24 protein-coding genes and 1 pseudogene are annotated in these 24,452 nt (G+C 41.3%); 11 read left to right on the top strand and 14 right to left on the bottom strand.

Going from position 1 to position 24,452, the window contains the following annotated elements; genetic code table 11:
* Positions 1–356 precede the first annotated feature (356 nt).
* From ACEW80_RS32670 to ACEW80_RS32645, 6 genes are read right to left on the bottom strand one after another with little or no spacing between them, the layout of a single operon-like run.
* On the bottom strand, positions 357–989 hold the full coding sequence (locus ACEW80_RS32670) for a restriction endonuclease subunit R (RefSeq protein ID WP_373530592.1): 633 nt from the start codon (positions 987–989) through the stop codon (positions 357–359).
* Between the two features lie 5 nt (positions 990–994).
* Positions 995–1,468, bottom strand: a complete 474-nt coding sequence (locus ACEW80_RS32665) for a DUF29 domain-containing protein (protein WP_373530591.1) — start codon at positions 1,466–1,468, stop codon at positions 995–997.
* A 20-nt stretch (positions 1,469–1,488) separates the two neighbouring features.
* Entirely contained in the window at positions 1,489–2,595 is a 1,107-nt protein-coding gene (locus ACEW80_RS32660) for an ABC transporter ATP-binding protein (protein WP_373530590.1), read from the bottom strand.
* Between the two features lie 52 nt (positions 2,596–2,647).
* Positions 2,648–2,875, bottom strand: coding sequence for a type II toxin-antitoxin system HicA family toxin (locus ACEW80_RS32655; protein ID WP_373530589.1), 228 nt, complete (start codon positions 2,873–2,875; stop codon positions 2,648–2,650).
* Positions 2,875–3,093 (bottom strand): type II toxin-antitoxin system HicB family antitoxin, encoded by a 219-nt coding sequence (locus ACEW80_RS32650; protein WP_373530588.1) that lies wholly within the window; start codon positions 3,091–3,093, stop codon positions 2,875–2,877. Before ACEW80_RS32650 ends, ACEW80_RS32655 begins: the two co-directional genes overlap by 1 nt.
* A gap of 25 nt (positions 3,094–3,118) precedes the next feature.
* Entirely contained in the window at positions 3,119–3,847 is a 729-nt protein-coding gene (locus tag ACEW80_RS32645) for a GUN4 N-terminal ARM-like repeat domain-containing protein (RefSeq protein WP_373530587.1), read from the bottom strand.
* A 302-nt stretch (positions 3,848–4,149) separates the two neighbouring features.
* Here ACEW80_RS32645 and ACEW80_RS32640 point away from each other — a divergent pair, with 302 nt between their 5' ends.
* From ACEW80_RS32640 to ACEW80_RS32620, 5 genes are all read left to right on the top strand, one after another.
* On the top strand, positions 4,150–5,571 hold the full coding sequence (locus tag ACEW80_RS32640) for an NADP-dependent isocitrate dehydrogenase (RefSeq protein ID WP_373530586.1): 1,422 nt from the start codon (positions 4,150–4,152) through the stop codon (positions 5,569–5,571).
* A gap of 303 nt (positions 5,572–5,874) precedes the next feature.
* Positions 5,875–7,308: a hypothetical protein gene (locus ACEW80_RS32635; protein ID WP_373530585.1), complete on the top strand. Its 1,434-nt coding sequence runs from the start codon at positions 5,875–5,877 to the stop codon at positions 7,306–7,308.
* A gap of 342 nt (positions 7,309–7,650) precedes the next feature.
* Complete coding sequence (locus ACEW80_RS32630) at positions 7,651–8,406, top strand: superoxide dismutase (RefSeq protein ID WP_373530584.1); 756 nt, start codon at positions 7,651–7,653, stop codon at positions 8,404–8,406.
* A gap of 214 nt (positions 8,407–8,620) precedes the next feature.
* The gene (locus ACEW80_RS32625) at positions 8,621–12,094 is read left to right on the top strand and encodes an AAA family ATPase (protein WP_373530583.1); all 3,474 of its coding nucleotides are present in this window, start codon (positions 8,621–8,623) and stop codon (positions 12,092–12,094) included.
* A gap of 65 nt (positions 12,095–12,159) precedes the next feature.
* Positions 12,160–13,389, top strand: a complete 1,230-nt coding sequence (locus ACEW80_RS32620; RefSeq protein ID WP_373530582.1) for a sensor histidine kinase — start codon at positions 12,160–12,162, stop codon at positions 13,387–13,389.
* 51 nt (positions 13,390–13,440) lie between these two features.
* Here ACEW80_RS32620 and rsmG read toward each other — a convergent pair whose 3' ends face one another.
* Positions 13,441–14,178, bottom strand: coding sequence for a 16S rRNA (guanine(527)-N(7))-methyltransferase RsmG (gene rsmG, locus ACEW80_RS32615; RefSeq protein ID WP_373530581.1), 738 nt, complete (start codon positions 14,176–14,178; stop codon positions 13,441–13,443).
* Between the two features lie 101 nt (positions 14,179–14,279).
* Positions 14,280–14,954, bottom strand: coding sequence for an ABC transporter ATP-binding protein (locus ACEW80_RS32610; protein ID WP_373530580.1), 675 nt, complete (start codon positions 14,952–14,954; stop codon positions 14,280–14,282).
* 320 nt (positions 14,955–15,274) lie between these two features.
* Here ACEW80_RS32610 and ACEW80_RS32605 point away from each other — a divergent pair, with 320 nt between their 5' ends.
* From ACEW80_RS32605 to ACEW80_RS32595, 3 genes are all read left to right on the top strand, one after another.
* Positions 15,275–16,210 (top strand): Sll0314/Alr1548 family TPR repeat-containing protein, encoded by a 936-nt coding sequence (locus tag ACEW80_RS32605; RefSeq protein ID WP_373530579.1) that lies wholly within the window; start codon positions 15,275–15,277, stop codon positions 16,208–16,210.
* Positions 16,211–16,325: 115 nt separating this feature from the next.
* Positions 16,326–16,778 carry a DUF3531 family protein gene (locus ACEW80_RS32600; RefSeq protein ID WP_373530578.1) on the top strand — a complete coding sequence of 151 codons (453 nt, stop codon included), beginning with the start codon at positions 16,326–16,328 and terminating at the stop codon, positions 16,776–16,778.
* A gap of 8 nt (positions 16,779–16,786) precedes the next feature.
* A complete protein-coding gene (locus tag ACEW80_RS32595; RefSeq protein ID WP_373530577.1) occupies positions 16,787–17,218 on the top strand; it encodes an NUDIX hydrolase in 432 nt (143 codons plus the stop codon).
* Positions 17,219–17,386: 168 nt separating this feature from the next.
* Here the strand turns inward: ACEW80_RS32595 and ACEW80_RS32590 are convergent, their stop codons facing one another.
* A complete protein-coding gene (locus tag ACEW80_RS32590; RefSeq protein WP_373530576.1) occupies positions 17,387–17,686 on the bottom strand; it encodes a hypothetical protein in 300 nt (99 codons plus the stop codon).
* 133 nt (positions 17,687–17,819) lie between these two features.
* Between ACEW80_RS32590 and ACEW80_RS32585 the strand changes: the two genes are divergently transcribed.
* Positions 17,820–19,232, top strand: a complete 1,413-nt coding sequence (locus ACEW80_RS32585) for a DUF3370 domain-containing protein (RefSeq protein ID WP_373530575.1) — start codon at positions 17,820–17,822, stop codon at positions 19,230–19,232.
* A 40-nt stretch (positions 19,233–19,272) separates the two neighbouring features.
* On the opposite strand, the gene ACEW80_RS32580 is transcribed toward ACEW80_RS32585, so the two are convergent.
* Positions 19,273–19,578, bottom strand: coding sequence for a DUF4090 family protein (locus ACEW80_RS32580; protein WP_373530574.1), 306 nt, complete (start codon positions 19,576–19,578; stop codon positions 19,273–19,275).
* Positions 19,579–19,741: 163 nt separating this feature from the next.
* On the opposite strand from ACEW80_RS32580, the pseudogene ACEW80_RS32575 reads away from it, so the two are divergent.
* Both ACEW80_RS32575 and ACEW80_RS32570 read left to right on the top strand, forming a co-directional pair.
* Positions 19,742–20,281, top strand: a pseudogene (locus ACEW80_RS32575) (HNH endonuclease); the annotation flags it as partial.
* A gap of 196 nt (positions 20,282–20,477) precedes the next feature.
* Entirely contained in the window at positions 20,478–20,672 is a 195-nt protein-coding gene (locus ACEW80_RS32570) for a hypothetical protein (protein WP_373530573.1), read from the top strand.
* Positions 20,673–20,869: 197 nt separating this feature from the next.
* Here the strand turns inward: ACEW80_RS32570 and ACEW80_RS32565 are convergent, their stop codons facing one another.
* The 4 genes from ACEW80_RS32565 to ACEW80_RS32550 all read right to left on the bottom strand — a co-directional run.
* Complete coding sequence (locus ACEW80_RS32565) at positions 20,870–21,124, bottom strand: hypothetical protein (protein WP_373530572.1); 255 nt, start codon at positions 21,122–21,124, stop codon at positions 20,870–20,872.
* A gap of 67 nt (positions 21,125–21,191) precedes the next feature.
* On the bottom strand, positions 21,192–22,478 hold the full coding sequence (locus ACEW80_RS32560; protein ID WP_373530571.1) for an FAD-dependent oxidoreductase: 1,287 nt from the start codon (positions 22,476–22,478) through the stop codon (positions 21,192–21,194).
* Between the two features lie 55 nt (positions 22,479–22,533).
* Positions 22,534–23,721, bottom strand: coding sequence for an FAD binding domain-containing protein (locus ACEW80_RS32555; protein WP_373530570.1), 1,188 nt, complete (start codon positions 23,719–23,721; stop codon positions 22,534–22,536).
* 19 nt (positions 23,722–23,740) lie between these two features.
* Positions 23,741–24,452, bottom strand: a 712-nt coding sequence (locus ACEW80_RS32550; protein WP_373530569.1) for a DsbA family protein, incomplete at its 5' end; no start/stop codon positions are given.

The following is a 24,452-nucleotide window of genomic DNA, read 5'->3' as shown; positions in this document are numbered from 1 at the left end:
AGTATTTCTGGCTCGATTTATTTTCCAAGGCTCAAAGCGATCGCTAAAATCTTTGTCAATAAGCAGGGATTAGTGAGATTATTTTTGACTCTATTGAGAATAGACTAGTCTTATTGACATGATGCGGCCGCCCTGGGTATTCCCCAAAGTCATTGGTGATTATGAAAGCGAAATACTGAGAAGTATTTCAGACGACATTTTAATGGATTTGGAGAAAAATTTGCAGAAAGAGAAAATAAACGCGGCATTGAGAGCGGCATTGAGATATGAAGAAGCTGAAAAAGTTGATTTAACAAAAAATCAGTTTTTTAGATCAGACAATGCTTCTCAATTTCTCTAAAAATTACAGTGTTTTGTCAATGAGAAATCACTAACTGACTAAGGCGTTTTAAAATTCTCAGAACATCATACAATTCGTTGTCAGGATTTCGGAGTTCAAAAACTTTAGAGGTAGCGTATCTTAGAGTTTCTCCTTTAACTAATTTCAGAAACATAAAACTTCCTCCTGTGGTAATCATGCCAAAACTAGGCTTTTCTGGGTAAGGGTTGGCTAACATATAAGCTAAGATTTGAGCTAGTCCAGCTTCTACAGAAAAAGCTGCCTGCTTCGATTCAATCACCATTACCCAAAATTGTTCTTTTAAAACCAACGCATCCAAGCTGCCCTTGATAATAGTATTTTCATCTGCTGCGTAAATTTCTATAGCTTTTTCCGACTTAACATAAAACGGAGCTAAATAAAAGTCACTAATAAATAAAAGTGGGTCTAATACTGACATCTTTACAACATTTTCAAGCATAGGTGGATACTTTAGTAAATTAAAATACCCTGCCTGAACTTTGTCTAATTGTTGTTTTTCTAGTTCAGTGATGTCAGGTAAATTATCTTGCCATTCTCGAAAAAATTCTTGATTCCGAATTAGCTGGAGTCCAAATAGAGTTTCTAGTTCTAGTAACGTTATATCTTTCGATTGAAGTATTTGTACCATAATTGTTAATACCAATTCTCGTCTAAAATTTGTTCTAAAGAGCCAATGGGTATTATTGGGAATGTTTCAATGGGAAGTTGGGAGCGTAGTTTACCGCCGTAGGCATCGCTTGCTTCGGCTCTTGCTTGTTGATAGCAGCCATCAAAAATTTCTAAAATGTAAGGCTTCAGGCTAGGACTATCTTTAAGTTCATCTTTAATCTGTCTACGAAATGTCCTAATTTCCCCTTTCCAATGTCCTTCATTTTGCTCTCGTTCCATATCCCAGCATTTGAGTTTCAGCAGATGTTCTAGAAGTCGAATCAACAAACTTTTGATTGTTCGCTTCTCGCATCTGCCCATACTCTCCAACTCTTCAATTAAGTTTTCTAAATCAATAGATGCAAACTGTCCAGCACGAAGTTGATTGATGGTTGTTCTAAGCCAAAGGTAATAATCTTGGTCATATAACGTCTGAATTACTGGTGGGATTGATGTCATAATAATTCATAATTATTTGGTCACTCTTGAGGTAATAATTTATCCCCAGTTTTGGGATCAAACACAAACAACTGATTTAAATCGAGTTGTAGAGAAAGGCGATCGCCCAAACGCAAACGCACATCCCCACCTACCTGAATATTCAACACCACAGTTGAACCAGGTAAACTCGCACGAATCAAAGTTTCTCGTCCCAAAGGTTCCACCACTTTTACTTCAACCGATAAGAGTGCTGAGTTGTGAGTAGCTAGTGCTGAATCAGTGTTGATTTTTATATGCTCTGGACGAATGCCTAAATCAAAACTTTGTCCTTGACGCAGATGTAACTTCTCCCTTATAAGTGCTGGAATTGCTAACAACTGCCCACTCACATCAAAGCCATCATTTTGATAAATTGCAGGTAGAATATTCATTGGCGGACTACCTAAAAAAGTTGCCACCATTTGATTAGCGGGACGGGCATAAATACTTTGGGGATCGCCAATTTGTTGAATCCGTCCGCGATTTAGCACCACAATTTTATCAGCCAAAGTCATCGCCTCAACTTGATCGTGGGTGACGTAAATAGTTGTAATGCCCAATTCTTGATGTAGCTGTTTCAATTCTGCCCTTGTATCATCGCGCAATTGGGCATCTAAATTGGATAAAGGTTCATCTAGTAAAAATACTTGTGGTTCACGAGCGATCGCTCTTCCTAATGCTACCCGTTGTTGCTGTCCCCCAGAAAGTTGTTTGGGCTTACGATCCAGCAAGTGATCCAGAGAAAGCGATCGCGCCACATTCAACACTCGTTCTTGAATGATTTTTCGATCAACCTGACGCATTTGCAACCCAAAGCCGATGTTTTGCGCCACACTCATGTGAGGATAGAGAGCGTAGTTCTGGAATACCATCGCCACATCTCGTTGTCTGGCTGGGATATTATTTACTAAGCGATCGCCAATAAAAAGTTTACCAGATGTAGCAGTTTCTAAACCTGCGATCGTTCGTAAAATTGTTGACTTTCCACAACCGGATGGTCCCACTAAAACCCAAAACTCGCCATTAGGGATTTCAAAAGTAATGTCCTCGATAGCAGTGACATTATTAAATCTACGCTTAATTTCTTCTAGACGAACGTTTGCCATTATCCAATTTGATATTGTGCATTTGGGATTTGTGGAAAATTTCCCAACTCTCTTATTCCAGCAATGCTATAAACTCTTGCCTTGTCAGTTCAGCATCGCGTAGTATTTTACGTAGTAATCCTTTACCTATTGTTTTGCCAGCATGAACAGGAATAGTTACTAAGCGTCCATCCTCATGTTCCATTTGTACATGAGATCCTTTTTGACGTACCTCCTGAAATCCTATTTTTTCAAGGGACTTAATAACTGTTTTACCTGTTAAAACTGATAATTTTGGCATTAAATTACTACCTTTTGAATACCTACAAATTCTGGTATTCTTTCATCAATTTCTGATTCTAAACAAAGTTCAATTACTTCTTTCATATTAGCCATCAACTCATCAATTGTTTCTCCCTGACTGTAACAGGCTTTTAACTGAGGAACTTCTCCGACATAGTAGCCATCTTCATCCCGTTCAATAATGACGTAGAATTCGCGCTTGGTTGCATTCATCATAATTTATCTATACGTAGGCTCAAAATCATTTTTCTAGATTCTTTGACCAAGCCGGGTGAGAGAGTAAAGAAGCAAAGACTCGCACCCCCCGAAGTTGATTAGAGAGGGGTAAATGACCTCTAGGCGCACTCAAATCCCAGGTAAACTCGTTAGGGTATCGCGTCCATTTGTTACCTTCTTTCCAGCCAATTTTTGGCCAGAAGTTATCCCAATTTTTGCCTAAACTTAACCAAATTTCTCGCTGTACTGAAAAGCCAAATTTACCTTCGGAGTAGACTAACCATAGGTTGTTAATTGTTTGCAAATCAACAGCCGAGGAATTTTCCACCTCAGTAAAATACAACCATTTGCGTTGCACAGCCCCTAGCCCTGATAGTTCACACATTTTCTCTATAGTGACGCGATCGGCAGCTTGGAAGTCTTGGAGAGCGAGTAGTTGTTGCAAGAAATTGTAATTAATCCCGCACTCTGATTTTAGAGGTACAATTCCCTCAGGAAAACAAGAGAGCAGAAATTCTTTGGTTTGAGGTGCATCAGAGTTGTAGAGGACTTGGTAGGCTTTGCCATCAACCCAAGTCGCCGGGTTGTCACGTCGTTTGAGTAAAAATTCCATCAACACGTCTAATCCCTCATTACCCAATTCAGCTAACTGTGGGATTATTTGTTGCTGGACTTTTTCAGACCCAGCGATTAACGATCGTCGGAGAGAGTCGATGTCATTAGCAGGGACTGATAAAATCATTGGGTCTGTCATGCCATTACTTGTGTTAGCGGTCAGTGAAAGAACGGTAGACTATCAGCATTCTCCAAGGCAAAGCACTGATAGCGAAAAGTAGTTTACTATTTTTGATCGTACAAAATTGCGATTGCCTTTGGCACTGCCCCTTGGGCAATCGCTTTACTGAAATCCCCACTTGTTCCCCAAATAATGTACAAGGGAAATAGGGGGAAAATCTGCGCCTCATGACTTGGTTAACAAAAGACACAGTAAAATTTGCCAGGTTGCCAAAACAGGATTTTCTAACTGGCGGCGTATCTTTTAGGAGTGTGTGAACTATGTACGACAAGATTACCCCCCCCGTAACCGGAGCAAAAATCACCTTTAAAAATGGTGAAGCGATCGTACCGGACAATCCAATTATCCCCTTTATTCGCGGTGACGGCACAGGTATAGATATCTGGCCTGCTACCCAAAAGGTGCTAGATGCTGCGGTAGCAAAGGCATACAAGGGTCAGCGTCAAATTAGTTGGTTCAAGATTTACGCTGGGGATGAAGCTTGTGATTTATACGGTACTTATCAGTATTTACCTCAGGATACTCTCACGGCAATTGAAGAATACGGTGTAGCGATTAAAGGACCTCTGACTACCCCCGTCGGCGGCGGCATTCGTTCTTTAAATGTGGCACTGCGGCAAATTTTTGACCTGTATGCCTGCGTACGCCCTTGCCGTTACTATGCAGGCACACCTTCACCCCACAAAAATCCCGAAAAGCTGGATGTAATTGTTTATCGGGAAAATACGGAAGATATTTATTTAGGTATTGAGTGGCGACAAGGTAGTGAAATTGGCGATCGCTTAATTAAAATTATCAATGAGGAACTAATCCCCGCTACCCCAGAACATGGGAAAAAACGAATTCCTCTCGATTCTGGCATTGGGATCAAACCCATCAGCAAAACTGGTTCTCAGCGCCTAGTTAGACGTGCCATCAAACACGCTTTGCTATTGCCCAAAAATAAGCAACAAGTCACTTTGGTGCATAAGGGCAACATTATGAAGTACACCGAAGGCGCTTTCCGTGATTGGGGTTATGAATTAGCAACCAGCGAATTTCGCCAAGAAACCGTCACTGAACGGGAATCTTGGATTTTGAGCAACAAAGAAAAAAATCCCAATATTTCCCTAGAAGAAAACGCTCACCAGATTGATCCTGGGTTTGATGCTCTCACCCCAGATACAAAAGCGCAAATTGTCAAGGAAGTTGAAACAGTTCTTAACTCAATTTGGGCAACCCACGGCGATGGCAAATGGAAAGATAAAATTTTGGTGAATGACCGGATTGCTGACAGTATTTTTCAACAAATCCAAACCCGACCGGATGAGTATTCGATTCTGGCGACGATGAACTTGAACGGCGATTACTTGTCCGATGCTGCTGCTGCAATTGTTGGTGGTTTAGGAATGGGGCCAGGGGCAAATATTGGCGATGCTAGTGCCATATTTGAAGCTACCCACGGCACAGCACCCAAACACGCCGGTTTAGATCGGATTAATCCCGGTTCACTGATTTTGTCTGGTGTGATGATGCTGGAGTTTCTGGGATGGCAAGAAGCCGCAGACCTCGTTAAGAAAGGTTTAGCGGATGCGATCGCTAACAGTCAAGTCACCTACGATTTAGCAAGGTTACTAGAACCGCCTGTTGAACCCTTAAAATGTTCTGAATTTGCCGAAGCGATAATTCAGCATTTTGGTTAAATAGCGAACAAAAACTCTTAAGAAGCAGCAAAACAGGCTTCTCTTCCTGGCCTCTTAAGAGTTTCTTTTGTATTTAATGTATTAGACATTTTTAGAAATTAAATAAGTAATATTTTTAACTTATATGTTAAATCCTCTATCCAGGGATAGATTGACCCACTAACAGCCTTATATTGACTTACTAACTACATACCTACTACAAAAGGTATTTCAAAGTTATTTCTTATAACTGATACAGTCAAAAACTTACAGAGCAGGATTTTCAGCGATTAAAACCGGATAAAACTAAGTTAGGAGTACTATATGCCCAGACTAACTGTTTCTTTTTCCCCGCTCATCGGTACTTATGCTTCCGATCTAGTGATAGGTCAAGAGGAGAACGCCTTCCCAGCAATAGGAATTGAAATTCTAAAAAACGGAGTCATTAATACTCGAGCAGGTAACGACACTATCGAGGGTAGTGGCATCGGCGGCGACGATTTCAACCAAGCTGGCACAGGCACAGGCATTGCTAACAGTGGCATCATCAATGCAGGGAAGGGAGACGATACCATCTCCGGTATAGGCAGTGGTGGTTCGCAGTATCGAGAGACTGCACATGGTACAGGCATCTTTAACACTGAGGGTGGCTACATTAATGGAGGAGATGGGAAAGATTTCATCTCCGGAAACGGCAACGAAGGCATCTTTAACACTGAAGGTAGCTACATTGATGGCGGAAAAGGAGACGATTTCATCTCAGGAACTGGAAATTACTTTGAGGGATCTGGTATAGGAATTTTTAACACTGAGGGTAGCTACATTAATGGAGGAGAAGGAAATGATTCCATTTTTGGAACTGGTTTCGGAGGAGCTAGCTTCCAAGGAGGTGGTACAGGGATCTCCAACGATGGCGGTAGCGTGATTAGTGGAGGGAAAGGAGACGATTCTATTACTGGTATTGGTAGAGGCAGTAGTGGGTCTGGTGATCCAATAGGAAGAACATACCCAGCTGGTGTGGGTATAGGCATCTCTAACACTCAAGGCAGTTACATTGTTGGTGGCGAAGGAAATGACTCCCTCTCTGGCACGGGCATAGGCGGTGCAGGAGAGAGTCTCCCTTTTGGGGACTATGCCGCGAATGCGGGTATAGGCATCATTAACAGAGGCAGCATTGCTCAAGGAAGAGGAGACGATTTCATCTCCGGGACAGGCAATGGCGGTATTGCCGAGGGCACAGGCAGGAGCGCTGACGGCACAGGAATTGTCAACAGTGGCATCATCAGTTTAGGCGATGGCAAAGATACTATCATAGGTACTGGCATTAGCGGTGGTGTAGAAGCTATTAGCATAGGTATTCTCAATACTGATGGCATTATCTGCGGAGGTGGAGGATCTGATACCCTTACTGGCTATGGCACTAGTATTGGTATCCAAGGCGGCACGATAGATGGCGGAAACGGTAACGATTACTTCAAAGCCCGTCGAGTTGATGCTAGTAGTAATCCCGTTTCAGACCAAGGGGGCGTTATTGCCGATGTCTTGATTAAGGGTGGATTTGGATGCGACACATTTGATGTTGGTTACGGTAATGGCACAATCAATGGTGGCTGGGGATGGGACAAGCTAATTCTGCCTGAGTTCAAAAATGATTACATTATTACAGGCAGCTCCAATAATTACACGATTAAACGTGATGAGTTTACCCTTAGTGTCTTGAATGTTGAGCAAATCGTCTTTCTCGGCGTTTCTTCATAGCAGACTATACTTGGCATTTCTCATCAGTAGACTGCGCCTTGGGTTCCTCCTTTAATACAAAAAATCCTTCACTGCGAGTACTGTCCAAGTAACTTCTTGAACGCTATCTGCGTTGGATATACTTCCAGCACTCCTGAAGGTACTTAAAACCTGGATTATTACCCAAAACACCTGCCAGGGTCGCACTTTTAACTTCGCAATCATACCCTCACGCAACTTTAACAAAAAACGTAGTATCTTAAACTGTCATAAATAATCCCCAATTCCCAATTTTTTGTAGCCAGAATCTAAGAAAATGAAAACTGCTAATAGAAACTTAATAGATTTACTGCAAAAACTTATATGACCGTTAATCGACGCCATTTCTTGTTTTTACTCGCAGCAGGTGCGGGTACTTTTACGTTAGATGCTTGTGCATTAGCAGAGAAAGCTTCTGACGGAAAGACTGCAACTTCCGCCACAACACCAAGGACAACAGGCGCTATCCAACTACCGCCTTTACCCTATGCCTATGAAGCACTAGAACCACACATCGATGCCAAAACGATGCAGTTTCATCACGATAAACACCATGCAACTTATGTGAAAAACCTGAATGCAGCGTTAGATAAACACCCTGAACTTAAAGGCAAAACTGTTGAAGAATTGTTGCGGAAACTTGACACAGTACCAGAAGATATTCGCAAAACAGTACGCAATAATGGTGGTGGTCATGTGAACCACTCAATGTTCTGGAAAATTATGAAGCCGAAAGGGGGAGGAGAACCAACAGGAAATATAGCCTCCGCTATTAATCAAAATTTTGGCAATTTTGCAGCTTTCAAAAAACAGTTTAACGAAACTGGTGCTGGTCGTTTTGGTAGTGGTTGGGTTTGGCTAGTCCGTAATAAAAATGGCAAGCTGGAAATAACATCTACAGCTAATCAAGATAGTCCCCTCAGTGAAGGCAAATATCCCATTTTGGGCAATGATGTATGGGAACACGCATATTATCTTAATTACCAGAATCGCCGCGCCGATTATTTAGATGCTTGGTGGAATGTGGTTAATTGGGATGAGATTAACAAACAGTTTGCAGCAGCAAGCAAGTTTGTCTGAGATGAAGATTTAGAGTTATAGTCGCTTGAAAATTGGTAACAGAAACGATATTCTGTTGCCAATTTTTTGATGTAATGTGAGTAGTATTACTCAACAAAAGCACATAGAGGAAAGCGCGTACAAAAAACCTAATTGCTATAGTGACCAACCTTAGTCGTAAATTAGTTCGTGTATTTGGGAATACTAAATCCAGAAGTCTCAAAGATTCATTAGTATGGTTAGTACCCAAGTCATAATTCCCGGCTATCAAGTTGGCGAACAACTCTACGACGGTTCAAGAACGGTTGTGTATCGCGCTTGTCAAGAAGCTGATCAAAAACCTGTAGTGATTAAACTGCTGAAAAATCCTTATCCCAGTTTCACTGAATTGGTACAGTTTCGCAATCAGTACACGATCGCTAAAAATCTTAACCTACCTGGAATCATTCAAACCTACAGCCTGGAACCGTACCAGAATGGCTATGCGTTGGTAATGGAAGACTTTGGGGGAATTTCTTTAAAGGAATGGATGAGAAAAGGAGAAATAACACCATCCCTGATTGAATTTTTGCAGATAGCGATCGCACTATGCAATACATTAGATTTACTTTATCGCCATCGCATCATTCATAAAGATATTAAACCTGCCAATATTCTAATTCATCCAGAAACTAAACAAATCAAGCTGATTGATTTTAGTATTGCATCTTTGCTACCAAGGGAAACTCAAACACTGATGAGTCCTAATGTGTTGGAAGGAACTCTTGGTTATTTATCTCCAGAACAAACAGGACGGATGAATCGGGGAATTGACTACCGCACAGATTTTTATTCTTTAGGTGTCACTTTTTACGAGTTTCTGACGGGAGAACTACCATTTCAATCAAACGATGCGATGGAGTTGATACATTGTCATATTGCCAAACAACCCGCTTCTTTGGAGCAATTCAAAATTCCTAAGCCGATTTCAGATATCGTGATCAAATTGATGGCGAAAAATGCCGAAGACCGTTATCAAAGTGCATTAGGACTGAAATATGATTTAGAAACTTGTTTACATCAACTCCAGGAAATCGGCAAAATTGAGGATTTTCAGATTGCCCAAAGAGATATGTGCGATCGCTTCATTATTCCCGAAAAACTTTATGGTAGAGAAACAGAAGTTAAAACACTATTAGATGCATTTGAGCGAGTAGCAGGAAATATTCAATCTAGAGTCGAATTAATGCTAGTTGCTGGTTTTTCTGGCATTGGTAAAACAGCAATTGTCAACGAAGTCCATAAACCAATTGTCCGTCAGCGTGGCAACTTTATCAAAGGCAAATTTGACCAATTTAATCGCAATATTCCTTTCTCAGCTTTTGTACAGGCGTTTCGAGATTTGATGGGGCAATTGCTGAGTGAAAGCGATACTAAATTATTAAGTTGGAAAAATAAAATTATCCAAGCGTTGGGTGATAATGGACAAGTCATTATTGAAGTAATCCCAGAGCTAGAGCAAATTATCGGTCAACAACTGCCTGCATCTGAAATTTTTGGGACAGCCGCACAAAATCGCTTTAACTTATTATTTCAAAAGTTTATTCAAGTATTTACTACAAAAGAACATCCACTTGTCATATTTTTAGATGATTTGCAGTGGGTAGATTTGGCATCTTTGAAATTGATGCAACTGCTAACCCGTGAGTCAGACAGTGGATATTTGTTATTAATTGGAGCCTATCGAGATAATGAAGTTTTTGCGGCGCATCCTTTGATGTTAACCTTGGAGGATATTAGCAAATCTAATATCACTATTAATACAATTACATTATCACCACTCAGCTCATCGAGTTTAAATCAATTAGTTGCCGATACCCTCACTTGTTCACTAGAACTCGCACAACCATTAACTAAACTAATATATCAAAAAACAAACGGCAATCCATTTTTTAGCACGCAATTTCTCAAAGCACTGCATGAAGATGGACTAATTAAGTTTGATTTGGAAAGAGGAAATTGGCAATGTAATATTGGCGATGTTAAAGCGTTAGCACTGACGGATGATGTTGTTGAGTTTATGGCATTACAGTTGCAGAAGTTGCCAGCTAGGACGCAGGATGTATTGAAATTTGCAGCGTGTACTGGTAATAAATTTGATTTAGAGACATTAGCGCTCGTGTCTCAACATTCAATAACTGAAACAGCTACAGATTTGTGGAAAGCATTGCAAGAAGGCTTGATTCTTCCACAAAGTGAAGTTTATAAGTTTTATATAGAACGAGGGGAAACACAAGATGTAGAAAAAAGTTTGCAGATTGCTAGCTATAGATTTCTACACGATCGCGTTCAACAAGCCGCTTATTCACTAATCCCAGAGGATAAAAAGCAATCAATCCATCTGCAAATTGGTCAACTGCTATTAAGTAATATACCCATTGAAAAACAAGAAGAAAGAATCTTTGAGATTGTTAATCAGTTAAATATTGGTGTGAAGCTAATCACTCAGCAATCTGAGCGAGATCAATTAGCACAGTTAAATCTGTTGGCTGGACAAAAAGCTAAACTATCTACTGCTTATGCTGCGGCAATGGAATACATTAGTTTTGGGATTCAGCTATTGTCGGCAGATAGTTGGCAACAACAGTATACGCTAACATTAGCCTTGTATGAAGAAGCTGCCTTAGCAGCTTATTTTATTGGTCACTTTGACCAGGTAGAGCAGTTTTTTAAACAAGTGCAAGATCATACTAGCATCTTATTAGATACAGTTAAATCTGTTGAAATCCAAATCCAATCTTATTTAGCTCAGAGTCGTTTTGATGATTCGATTCGGACTGCGATCGCACTACTGAATCTCTTAGGTGTTAAACTCTCTCAACAAGCAAATAAAACGCAAACATTACTCAGTTTAGCCCAAATAACATTGCGATTGCTAGGTAAATCTCCTTTAAGTTTGATTGACTTACCTGACATGACGGGGGGTAAACAACTAGCAGCAATCCGAATTCTGGCTAGTACAAATTCAACTGCTTATATTGCTCGTCCAGATTTACTACCACAAGTTATTTTGAGTGAAGTAAATTTATCAATGCGCTACGGCAATGCGGCAGCATCTGCATTTGGCTATGCCTGGTTTGGATTAGTTCAGTGTAGCCTTGTGGGAAATATTCCGGCAGGTTATAAATTTGGTCAACTAGCATTACAAGTTCTGGAAAAATTTAATAGTAAAGAATTAAAAGCTAGAACTATCTTCATTGTTCAAACATTTATCAATCACTGGCAACAATCTCTCAAAGACACGATTGCACCGTTAACCGAAGCTTATCAAGTGGGGTTAGAAACGGGAGATATTGAATATGCTGCGTGGGCTAGCTATGTTCAGAGTTTTCATGGATACTTTATCGGGCAGGAGTTAGCTGAGTTAGAAAAACAGATGGGCGACTATGCTGAAGTCTACAGGCAATTTAAACAGGAAAAACCTCATACGTACATTAATTCATTTCGTCAAGCCATCTTGAATCTATTGGGACAGTCGAGTGATCCTAGTTATTTATCAGGTTCTGTTTATGATATCCAGACTATTTGCACATTCCAAAAACAATCAGGCGATCGCACTGGATTGAGTTTTAGCTATATCAATCAATTAATACTTTATTACCTATTTGCAAATTATGCTGAAGCATCTGAAGTAGCAACTAATGCAATTATCTATTTGCCCAATCTATAGCAGACCTTCAGCGAAGTAACGCTATATTTGTTGCTCAACAAGAAGCTTCCTTTGATGGCATCTTGTTGACTGATGAAAACCACAATATCAGCGCCTACAATCAACGATTTAGTAGACTTTGGCAAATTCCAGAGGCATTAATTCAAACCAGGGATGACAAAAAACTATTAGGGTTTGTTCTTGACCAACTATTACACCCGCAAGACTTTTTGAGTCCTGTTGAGTATCTTTATGACCACCTTCGGGAAACGAGTTACAATGAGATTTTCCTCAAGGATAGACGCATATTAGAGCGGTACTCTGCCCCAGTTTTGTCCGATAGTAATGATTATTATGGTCGGATTTGGTTTTTTAGAGATATTAGCGATGTCTACAACGAGCTTCGCTTACGCAAACAAGCTGAAACAGAAATTCGTCAAAAATCTCATGAGTTAGAACAGACGCTGCAAGATTTACAACAAGCTCAACTGCAAATGGTGCAAAACGAAAAAATGGCAACCTTGGGTAATTTGGTTGCAGGGGTAGCACACGAAATTAACAACCCAATTGGATTTCTTCTAGGCAGTCTTAACAATGCCGAAGAATATATCCAAGATTTATTTGTTCATATACAATTACTTAAACAACATTATCCCACTCCACCACCTGTAGTAATTGACCATGCAAAAGATATTGACCTAGAATTTCTCTTTGAAGAGTTTCCAAAATTACTAAGTTCGATGAAGGTAGCGACAGAACGTATTACGGACATTAGCACTAGTCTCCGCACCTTTTCTAGAGCCGATACATCTGAGAAAGTTGCTTGTAACCTTCATGAAGGAATTGAAAGTACACTGTTGATTTTGAAGTATCGCCTCAAAGCGTCGGACAAACGTCCAGCGATTGGGGTAATTACAGATTATGGGATATTACCGCCTGTTAAATGCTTTTTAGGACAGTTAAATCAAGTATTTATGAACATCCTGGCCAATGCAATTGATGTATTTGATACAGAAAGCATTGGACGAACATTTACTGAACTGCAAGCTAATCCTCAGCAAATTATAATTCGCACCGAAGTATCGAGCGATCAGAATACGGTGGCAATTAGTATCAAAGATAATGCTTCGGGAATGTCAGAAGAGATTAAAGCACATATCTTTGACCACTTGTTTACCACTAAAGAGGTTGGCAAGGGAACAGGATTGGGATTAGCGATCGCTCGTCAAATTGTGGAAGAAACGCATAATGGTAAGTTGATCTGCAACTCCGTTTTAGGTGAGGGTACAGAATTTGTCATTAAGATTTCAGTGTAATAATAGCTACTGTCCTAATTCATAGATACAAGGAAGAATTTCTTTTCCCCCTCAAAGGGAGTTTTGAGTAGGTATACCAACAGCACGGGGAAAATTAGCTGGTGTGTTTGCTACTTTACGTAAATAAAGGCAATGGCGGACGCTGTGACTCAGGGGTGTTGTAAATTTTTCAATTGATTCAATTACGCCACCCAACTGGTTAACAGCATTTTGCAAAGCTGTTGTTTCCTCTTCTGCCCAATTACCGCGATAAATTACCGCTAAACCACCCAGTTTGAGTAGTGGCAGCGCATATTCTGCACAGACAGATGCTGCCCCTACAGCGCGGATCAGGGCAATATCATAGACCTGTCGGTGCTGGGGATGCTGACCGATTTCTTCAGCCCTACCAACGAGAGTTTTGGCATTAATCAGGTCAAGTTCAGTTATGATTTTTTCGATAAAACTAATTTTTTTGCGGGTTGAATCCATCAGAGTAATTGTGCAAATAGGTGCAGTAATTATCACTGGAACACCGGGAAAACCCGCACCTGTACCAATATCAATCACAGACGTACCCTCTTGGAGAGACGGAATAAATTGCCTTTGTGGCGCAATTCCCCGCAGTGAATCCCAGAGATGTTTTTCCCAAAACTCTTGGGGGTCAGTGATGCGAGTTAAATTTAGTTGGCGATTACCTTCTAGAATTAACTCATAAAGCCTCTGGAATTGTCCTTGCTGCTGGACAGTTGGTTGCCAATTGAGAGTTTGTTGCCATATTTCTGCCATTTCAGGCAATAAGTTTGTCATTGAGCAAAACAGTTCCGTTAGCGGATAGCTAGGGTTTAGTCCGTTCCGAGTTAAAAGTGCTGAGTAAAAAAGTGAGATTCCCTACTCAGCACTCAGCACTCTTATACCGTCGGTAGAGGTTCTTTGACTTTGGCTGCTAATGCTTTTGGGTCAACTGATTCTAGTTCACCGTGGTTTAGTGTCCAGCAACGGTCTGCGATCGCTAACATATCCCCAGCATCGTGTGTCACTACTAACAGTGTCCAATCTTGTTTTAGTTTCGCTAATAAATTTACTAGTTGCCGACGCATTGACCAATCTAACCCAGCCGTGGGTTCATCCAATAACAGCACATTTGGCTGACGAATCAATTGCACTGCCAAAGCTAAACGCCTTTGCTGACCACCACTCAAAGCATGGGGCGCTGCGGAAAGCGGTAAATGCTCTAATCCCACCTCACTCAACGCCTGTCTCACTCGTTCTGAACCTAACTCAGGATGTCCTAAACGCAATTCTTCTAAAATCGAACCACCGCAAAAGTGCCGCTCTGGAAACTGAAACACCAACCCAGCCAATTGTTGTAGCTGTTCGGCGATGAGTTCTTGTTCCCGCCAGAAGAGTGCGCCGGTAGTGGGTTCAGCTAGTCCTGACAAAATTTCTAATAAAGTACTTTTACCAGAACCACTTGGGCCAATAATCAAACCTAGCTGCTGGGGTGCTAATTCCAAGTTGATCGATTTAAGAATCGCTGTTGGGCACGCTGTGGGGTGATAAATTAGATTTCGGAGATAGAGCATTTGTTAAGATTACCAAAAAGTCAGCGATTTACTGATTAACTACACTGAGAGCAACTGGAAAATTCTGAAACAATTTATAACGCACTCCCTGCGTTAACACCTTAATCTAGCAGGAAGAAGCCTTTGCTTATTACTTCCCTCCATTGTGGCAGACTCACCCCTAAAGAAGGGCTACAACAAGCCTGGGAACATGGAAAAATTACTCAAGTCAACCTTTATAGAAAATTTTGGCTGAAGTAGACGCAAGTTAAATTTAACCATTTTTTGCATTTTAAGAAACACATACAACTATTTCAACCGCATTTATTCTGAGGGTTAAAATGACTCAAAGGTTTTCTTTTTCTCAATTAGTAGGGTTTGCTCTCCTTACTAACCTTACTCAGACTGCTTTTGCCACTGCGATGATCGCACTTAATCTCTGGGTAAATCCTTCCTTAGCTGGCGATCCATTTCGGACTAGCGAACCTCATCAAATTGGCGACCAAACAGAAGCAGCTTTTAAAGCGATTTTCCAACAGGGCAACTATTCAGCAGCAGAGCGTTATCTGCAACAAGCTCTATCCAAAGAGCCTAATGAACCTCTAGCTTATGCCATGAAGGCATCTTTAGCATACGGAAATAAGGATTGGGCTAAACTAGACACCTACAGTCAGAAAACCCTAGAAACCGGACAAAAACTGATTTCTAGCGACCCATTACGTGGTAATTTATACACTGCCGTTGGTCATTTTTTAGAGGGAGCGGTAATTCTCACACGGGAGGGTACTGTCAATGGTGTGCCGCAAGCCTTCGGTCGGCTGCGGCAAGTATATGAATATTTAGATAAAGCCGAAGCGATTTCTGCCAACGATCCAGAACTGAATTTAATCAAAGGTTATATGGATTTATTGTTGGCTGTTAATTTGCCTTTTGCTAGCCCAGATCAGGCAATTGGACGCTTAGAACAAAATGCTGCTCCTGGGTATCTCGTGGAGCGGGGTATTGCTCTTGCCTATCGGGATTTAAAACGGTATTCACAGGCATTAGAATATGTCAACCGGGCGATAAAAACCACATCCGATAATCCAGAGATTTATTATCTCAAAGCTCAAATCCTGAAAGAACTGGGGCAGAAAGAAAAAAGCCAGCAACTTATCCAAGAAGCGATCGCTAATTTTGACAAAGCATTGACTAAAAAATCTCAACTCCCAAGTGATTTAGTCAAACAAATTGAGAGTGAACGTAAAAATGCTGTTAGCTTAAAAAATCCTGGGTAATTAGGCATTGGGCATTGGGCATTGGGCATTGGGCATTGTAGATTATTCTCCCTATTCCCTATTCCCTATTTTGATATGCTTATTTTCATAAGACTAATTGAGATATGTAACCCAAATGCAGATTCAGTTTCGTGAGATTAATCCTTTTGATGTATGGATTTGGCTGAAGTTCAGTACAAATCCTTCTGAGCGGGAAAAACAGTATGTAGAAGAAGTTTTCAATTCCTGGTTTTATTTGGGTAAATTGGGTGCATTTAATGCCGAAAATCTCCAGGTGCAGGATACTGGACTCGACATAAACTATATGTATTATGATGAAAAAGGCTATGACAAAAGCTTGCTAGCGCTGATGCACAACATGGGCGAGTTTGAGTATGAGGGGCAGTGGGCACGTTGTTGGCTTGATTTAGGAACCAGTGATGCGATCGCCCTAGATATTTTAATCAATGCCCTCACACAGCTTTCTGAAGAATATGTAGTCATTGAAGAATTGTACATCGGCGGTGAAAATTCAGATTGGTCTATTGAAAATAGTGAAAGTCGCCCTGAGTCTATTTACGATAATTAATTACAACAATGAATAAAGCAGGTGAAATTCGGGTATTAGCCTTGGGGCTGATTCGAGATGGCGAACGCATATTTGTTTCTGAAGGCTACGACCCTGTAAAACAAGAAACATTTTATCGCGCTTTGGGTGGTGGGGTTGACTTTGGTGAAACCAGCCGCGACGGTTTAGAAAGAGAATTTCAAGAAGAAATTCAGGCAGAATTAACGAATATTCGCTATTTAGGTTGTATAGAAAATCTGTTTACCTTCAGTGGTAGGCAGGGTCACGAAATTATTCAGCTTTATCAATGTGATTTTGCTGATTCCAAATTTTATCAACTAGAAAGTTTAGTATTTTCAGAATCAGAAAATCATAAACATCGGGCGTTGTGGATAGATATTTCTCGCTTCAAATCGGAGGAATTAAGATTAGTTCCAGAAGTATTTTTTGAATACTTGTAAACCAACTGTACGGTTGTTTATCAACACACTCAACTTTGGATAGATATTTTATGATTGCTTTAAATCAATGGAAGAGAGATTATTCCTTGAGAGTTTTGTGATTGTTTGTCAAGTAGCAGAATAATGCGATCGCATCTCACTACTCATATCTATCCTTTTTTGACTTAATTACTTTGATAACATCATCATAGTGATAAGTGTCCTATCAAAAATTGGATCATCATCAATAGTGAGGATGATCCGTATTTCTGGTTTGAGTCTAAGGGAATATAGGGAAGATTCATAATCATTATTCAGTTTAAGTTTTTGTAATTGAGCAAGAGTCATGGTTTTAAATAATGATTCTAGGTCATGTAATATAATTTGAAATATTGTATTCATTTGCTCAATAATATTAGCTTTCTTAGTTGTACTAAAAGCTGCCAAATCTTGTTCAAATTCTTGTGTTGATTCAATAAGCAAGTCCATTGTGCTGATTCCTAAGTTCAAATTCCGAGCTTACTTCAAATTTAACAGCGATCGCTCTCAGAAATCCGCTTCCAGGAACTTGTAGTAATACCTGCTGTTCTTTGATACCACAGCTTCCTTGAAAATTAAATTTATGCCAGCTAAATCACCCATATTCATAATTTTATTAGGACTTGTCATAACTCAAACCTTTGGATGCAGAAGTCATAGCGATGATTCAGCGATCGCTCAAACTTCACCAAAGCCAGCACCTCAAGAAATCGTGCAATCAGGAGAAGTTCGGGCGTTACCAGGCAAGTTGGATACAATACCCGTCTTTAACAGCAACAGCCCAGAATGGGTTAAAACTGAGGGAATTTTACTTTCTACTTTTCCCCCAGATGGTAAAAAAGTTCCAGCAGCGCACCTCAATTTTCCTTTCCAGGGACGCTTTGATTTATTTGCCCACCATTACAGCCACACTCCCAAGGATTTACAGACGCTATACTTGGGCGTAATTCTGCATAATCCTGGTAACAAAGCTGTAACTGTAGATGTGTTGCAAGCGGCGAGTTATTTAATGCAAGATGCACCCTTTGTTACCTTACCGCCCTACCTAGAAAATAATGATGGCAAGGCTTACTCAGGGCCAGGCGATCGCGCTGTTGGTGATGTACTCCGAGGCGTTAGACAGGCTGATTTTCCCGCAAAGCTGGTAATTCCCGCAGGACAAAGCCGGATGTTGCTAAATCATCCTATTCCCGTGCGAAATCTGCAAAAGCCAGTGAATGGTCGCTCTAGCTTTATGCGACTGCGTAGTAGTGATAAAGTTTATACGGCAAGTTTGGCAATGTTTGCTAAAAAAAATTCTGATAATAGCGATCGCGCACCCACTCTTGCAGAATGGCAAGCCTTACTAGATACCGGGAACTTCGCAGGGCCACGAGATAAAACCCCTACTCCTCCAGACGCTACAAGTGGGGCGCTGATTTATGGACGTGTAGCTGGTGTGTCTAGTGGTTCCCAGTGGAAAGCAAAACTTGTGGATAACCCCAAAGCCACCAATCTCACGATTCCCCAGCGTGGCAAAGCTATTTCTTATGGTTTAGATACATTGAAAAGTGGTCGATTGGGTACTGAACAAATCCAAACGGCAAAGATGCTGGTACGCTATCCAGATACGGCATACGAAGCACATGGTAATTACGGGGTGGAATATAAGCTCACCTTACCCTTAAGCAACAATACCAACCAAACCCAGACCGTGGCTGTCACTCTGGAAACACCTTTGAAGGAAGATAAGTTATCTCAAGGTGGTGTGCGTTTCCGTAAACCATCTCTAGATTTTCCTTTTTTCCGTGGTACAGTGCGGCTACGCTATTTTGATGACCAAGGTCAACAGCATACACGTTATGTACATCTATGGCACAGAACTGGTCAGGTGTTAGAACCATTGGTGCAGCTTGTGCTTCCACCCTCCACTCAGCGAATTGTACAGGTAGATGTGATTTATCCGCCAGATTCGACTCCACCGCAGGTTTTGAGTGTGAAAACCTTAGAAAAGTAGGACGCGATTAATCAAAGACGCGATTAATCGCGTCTCTACTTTATTTGCCGCCGTAATAAAACGCAATTTCTTTCTCTTTTAGGGGTGCAAAATCAGCATCTACAAGCAATTGGTCGAGTTCTGCTTGGGAAATGTGTTTTGCGCCAATTCGCACAATGCGCGATCGCATAGTATTAGATACGCCACTGCGCTGTCTATTGCCTTCTAGCGCCATGACTTTACTATAAAGCTCTAGCTTGGCAGGCGGAATCGGAGAACCATCAAAATCAGTTCCCTGTGCGATCGCTTCATCAATAGCATCAGCACCTGTAGTGGTTAGATTTCCTGGGTTAGTTTCGGTAGGCATGGGGATTTACTCTTCTTTGCTATGGGTAAATTTTACCAGCCTTGCTGACACCAAAGCTGCCTAGTGGCTTTTTTGCTGGCGATGATTAATTGCAATTGTGTCACATTCAATGTAATTATTTACCTGGATTTACCAAAAAATTCAACGTAAAATTATTTACATTAAAGACCCATCTAAGTTATTAAAAATATTGTCTCAAGCAAAAAGACCCTTGGCTGATGCAGCCGCAGTAAATACAACTCGTTGGACATTATTTAGGGCTTTGAAGGAATCAGGATTACCAGTAGAAACGGGTTCTGGTGGTTTGACTAAATTCAACCGTAGCCAACAAAATTTAGAAAAAACTCACTGGTTAGATGCTGCTTGTGTTGGTCAGTCAACGCCCAATCTAATTATTAAATGCGTCAAGCCTTTATTAATTACAGCTAATGGGCATGGTTCTAGACAGTCGTGCCGGACAGATAAGTTTGGCTTTCCCAGTCGTCATGTTCCAAGAGAAAAAATACACTTTAATTTTCAAACTGGCGACATCGTGAAAGCTGTTGTTACCACTGGTAAAAAAGTTGGCGATTATGTCGGAAAAGTGGCTATCCGTTCGTCAGGCAGTTTCAATATCTCTACTAAAAACGGATTAGTTCAAGGAATATCACACAAGTTTTGTAAACGCATTCACGCGAAGGATGGTTACTCTTATGCACAATAAAAGATTTGTTAATTGCTCAACTGTCCCCATCATTGTTTGTGCTAACGCACAAATGAGCCAGTGCGGTGGACGGGTTCCCCGGCATAAAGCAACTGGCGTTCATTCAGGGGACGTTTCACAATTAACCCTCCATTCCTCCCGCCACCAATCTGAGTACAGATTTGGTGGGGGTCTCCTGGAGGTTTAGATGATTTTGATGGCTACTTCAACTGTTCTAATAAAGTTGTTAATGACCACTGCTGGAGCAATATTGATTGCTCTAGGAATAGGGGGAGCTGCGAAAGCAGGAATAATCACCACTTTTTACGGTGATGATGATGGTTTCGGTGTTGAAGCGAAAGCAGCAACAGAAAAAGACAAGCATATAGGACTTACGCACTTTACAAATTAAGCATCATGTGGATATGAAGCTTATTAAGACAAAAGTCTTGCCCTGCCTCCCAATTTGACAGGAGGCAGAGCCTTCCACAAGAGCATTACAAGGCAGAGCCTTGTAATGAGAGGTAATGCACATTTGGTTATGTCTGTCAATGCGTAAGTCCTAGCATAGTAGATTAAGCAGGGAGTTAACTATAATTCAACTCTTGACTAATCACGAGTTTGGCGTGTCACCAAACCACCAACAAACGCCCCTAAGATAGTGCCTGTCCATAGCCCTGTTGTGCTACCTTGCCACATTGCGCCTGGTGTCATCCAAGCGTTGCACATCTCCTTTAAACCCCAAGGTTGATTTTGACACTTTTGACTATGTAGCATTAGGGTGATTTGCCCACTGATGTAAGCACCAAAAAAACCTGATGATAGCGCCAAAAAAGTGCAAATTAAAATTCTGTTTTTAGTCATTAGGCATTAGGGCAATGGCACTAAGTTAAGGTAGAATTCTTAGTTTTATTTTAATGTTGATCGCAATTTAAGCTGTTTCCTCTAAATATTTGTGAACAAAAGTGACCGCCATAGCACCTTCTCCAACGGCTGAAGCCACGCGCTTTACAGAACCGTGCCGGACATCACCAGCAGCAAAGGAACCGGGAACACTCGTTTCTAGGAAAAAAGGATCGCGTTCTAGAGTCCAGCACTGGGGGGGATGACCATCTTGAAGCAAGTCCGAGCCAGTGACTAAATAACCAGAGCGATCGCGGATAATATTAGTATCTTTTGCCCATTCGGTATTTGGCGCACCACCAATGCAAACAAATAGTCGCCCCGTATCGATTTGCTGCACTTCTCCATCACTGCAATTAGTAACTTCAATTTGGCGCAGCGATGTATCACCAATTAGCTTAGTAACTTGAGATTGGAACAGCACTTCAATCTTGCTAGTATTTGTAATTCGGTTAATTAGATAATGCGATAAGGTTGCTGCCAAATTCTTGCCACGAACTAAAATTGTTACTTTTCGTGCATAACGAGAGAAATACATGGCGGCTTGACCTGCGGAGTTACCGCCACCGACAACAAAGACGTGTTCATCTTGACACATGGGTGCTTCGCTTGCGCCTGCACCGTAGAACAATCCCACCTTTAAAAATTGGTCTTCGTTGGGCAAATTTAGCCGCCGATATTCTACACCAGTGGCACAAATATTTGCTCGTGCAACCATTTTGCTGCCATCCGCCATATCTGTATAGATACGATTATTCTTAAATTCCGATTTCGTTCCTTCGCGTAATAGCAGAATCTCTATCCCAAACTTAACAGCTTGCTGCCGTGCGCGTTCAGCTAAATTAGCACCGCTAATTCCTTCAGGGAAACCCATGTAGTTCTCAATTAAGGAACTTGTGCCAGCTTGTCCTCCCACAGCATGACGTTCAATTAGAACTGTACGCAAACCCTCGGAAGCTGCATAAACCGCAGCGCTTAACCCGGCAGGGCCTGCACCATAAATTGATACATCGTATTCTTTAAACTTTGGTTGCGTTACCCACCCTAAATGTTGAGCAATTTCGCGGATAGTGGGAGCAAATAACTGAGTTCCATCAGGCAATTCAACCACTGGTAGTCTAACATTGCTCAGAGATGGCAATCCAAGTTCCTTGTTGCAATCATCATCACCAGTAAGTGCAATCCAGTCAAATTCGACAACACTACGGTTGAGAAAATCACGAATTTCATAGGCTTGTGCTGAGTCTGGTTGACCATAAAGCCGTACTTTTTTCTGATTTAGTTGTGAAGTATCGGAATTTTTTAGTTCGGTCATTTTAGTTTCTTTAGATTATGTTTTAGTTTCCTGAAGTAGTTTAAATCAGTTGACTCTACGCTTTTTGTTGGACAGTATCTAAATTTTCACCAAATCGACTTGTGCCATAACTAAACTGAGAGCGATCGCCCATTTGCTGGCCGGATGCTATAAGTTGTCTGCCATAAGCTAGTTGACTCGGCTCCCAAGCTGGCAAAGCTTTAATAACATTATGGTTGTGTCTAACTAGTGCCTCAGCCAGAGAAATTGCATTAGCCGCCGCTTTTGCGGTACTTGCTGCCGTATGGGGGCGGGGAATAAAGGCAGCATCTCCAACTAGCGCCACCCGTCCAAAGGTCATTTGTGGTACTCCCAAGTCTAAAATCGCCTGGACAAAAGGCTCTTGAGTTGCGGCAACAAGTTTCTGAAATGGGGGCGCTAGTACAGTATTGGCATAAGAACGCATCTCTCGTTCGACTGCTGGTGATATCATTCCGGGTGGAATAGAATAATCCCGATGTTTGCCTTCCTTGTCTGTCAAAATACGAGGTAGTTCTGTCGTCTCATCATAATTGACATACCAAACCCAATTAAAGCGGCGTTCTCCAGGTACTAAAGATTCGCGATCGCCTGGAATCACATATTGCAATATATGAGAGTTGGGAAATTGATAGAATACAAATCGTTCTGTAAACAAAGTAGCTGCATCTGATTCCAGTTCATTTTCGTTCACAAGTCCCCGGTAAGCGATATATCCGGCGTAATGATAATGAGCATCTGGTAGGAAGTGTTGTCGCACAGTCGAATTTGGGCCATCTGCACCAATCAATAAATCTGCTGTGTCATCAGTTCCGTCAGCAAAGATTGCTGTAACCTGTTCGCCGTTTTGCTGAATATCGGTTAAGTATTTGCCGTAATGATAATGCTCAGAGGGAAAATGCCGACGCATAGAACCGTAAAGCAAATTCCAAGAGGTCAACATTTGACGCATTGGCATTGGTTGATCAACACTACCATCGGAGTTTAGGTAATAACGTTCGTGCGCTGTTACGCCCAGTGATTGAGTAGAAATACCTGCGCGTTTAAAGGCTTCAATCACATCGCTTTGGAGTACAACGCCACCACCGCGACTATCAAGATTGCGATCGGAGCGTTCGTAAATATCGACATCCCAACCAATAGAGTGCAGCATGATTCCAGCAAACAAACCACCTAACGATCCACCAATAACAATTGCTCGATTACCTGTTGGTTTTACAGTCATTGAACCCCTTACTATTCTGTTATGCAACTTCTGGTTCATTTACCGCAGCTTGCAAGGCTGTCAAAAAAACATCAACACTTTGCGCTCCAACAATTGTTTCAGGGCCAATTTTGATCGACGGTACGCCGCGTATATTTCGGCTTGCTGCCTGCTTTTCTAGCGCTTTGACTTCCTCAATACCTTCAGTAGAATTTAGAAATGCTCTAACTTTGTCAGCGTCTAACCCAACTTCCGCCGCAAGTTTAACTAAGGTTTCGACATCGGTAATATCTTGTCCTTGCGTAAAGTAAGCGTTCAAAATCCGCTCGACCATTTCTGTCGCTTTGCCTTCAAGCTCGGCAAACCAACTCAAGCGATGAGCTTTTAGAGTATTTGGAGTAACCTGGATTAAGTCATAGCGAAATTCAATGCCGTCATGGGCAGCCGCCTGCATCGTTTGAGCATCTAACGCTTGTGAATATTCCCAACTACCAAACTTATTAGAACGGTAGGTTTTACGATCCATCCCTGCTTCTGGCATAGTGGGATTTAACTCGAACGGATACCAAAGGCGTTTAATTTTAGCCGGAGCTTTTAGTTGCTCAATTGCTCGATTGAGTCGTTTATCTACTACCAAACACCAGGGACAGATAAAGTCTGAAGTGATTTCAATTGTTAAGGTCACGGGTTTCTTTCTATTAATTCCTGACCTCTTAACCATAACTCCATTCATAAAGAATGATAATAGAGCT

Source organism: Nostoc sp., assembly GCF_041747015.1.
Taxonomy (GTDB): domain Bacteria; phylum Cyanobacteriota; class Cyanobacteriia; order Cyanobacteriales; family Nostocaceae; genus Nostoc.
Note: the sequence above shows the minus strand (reverse complement) of the source record. Positions and strands in the feature narration are given on the sequence as shown.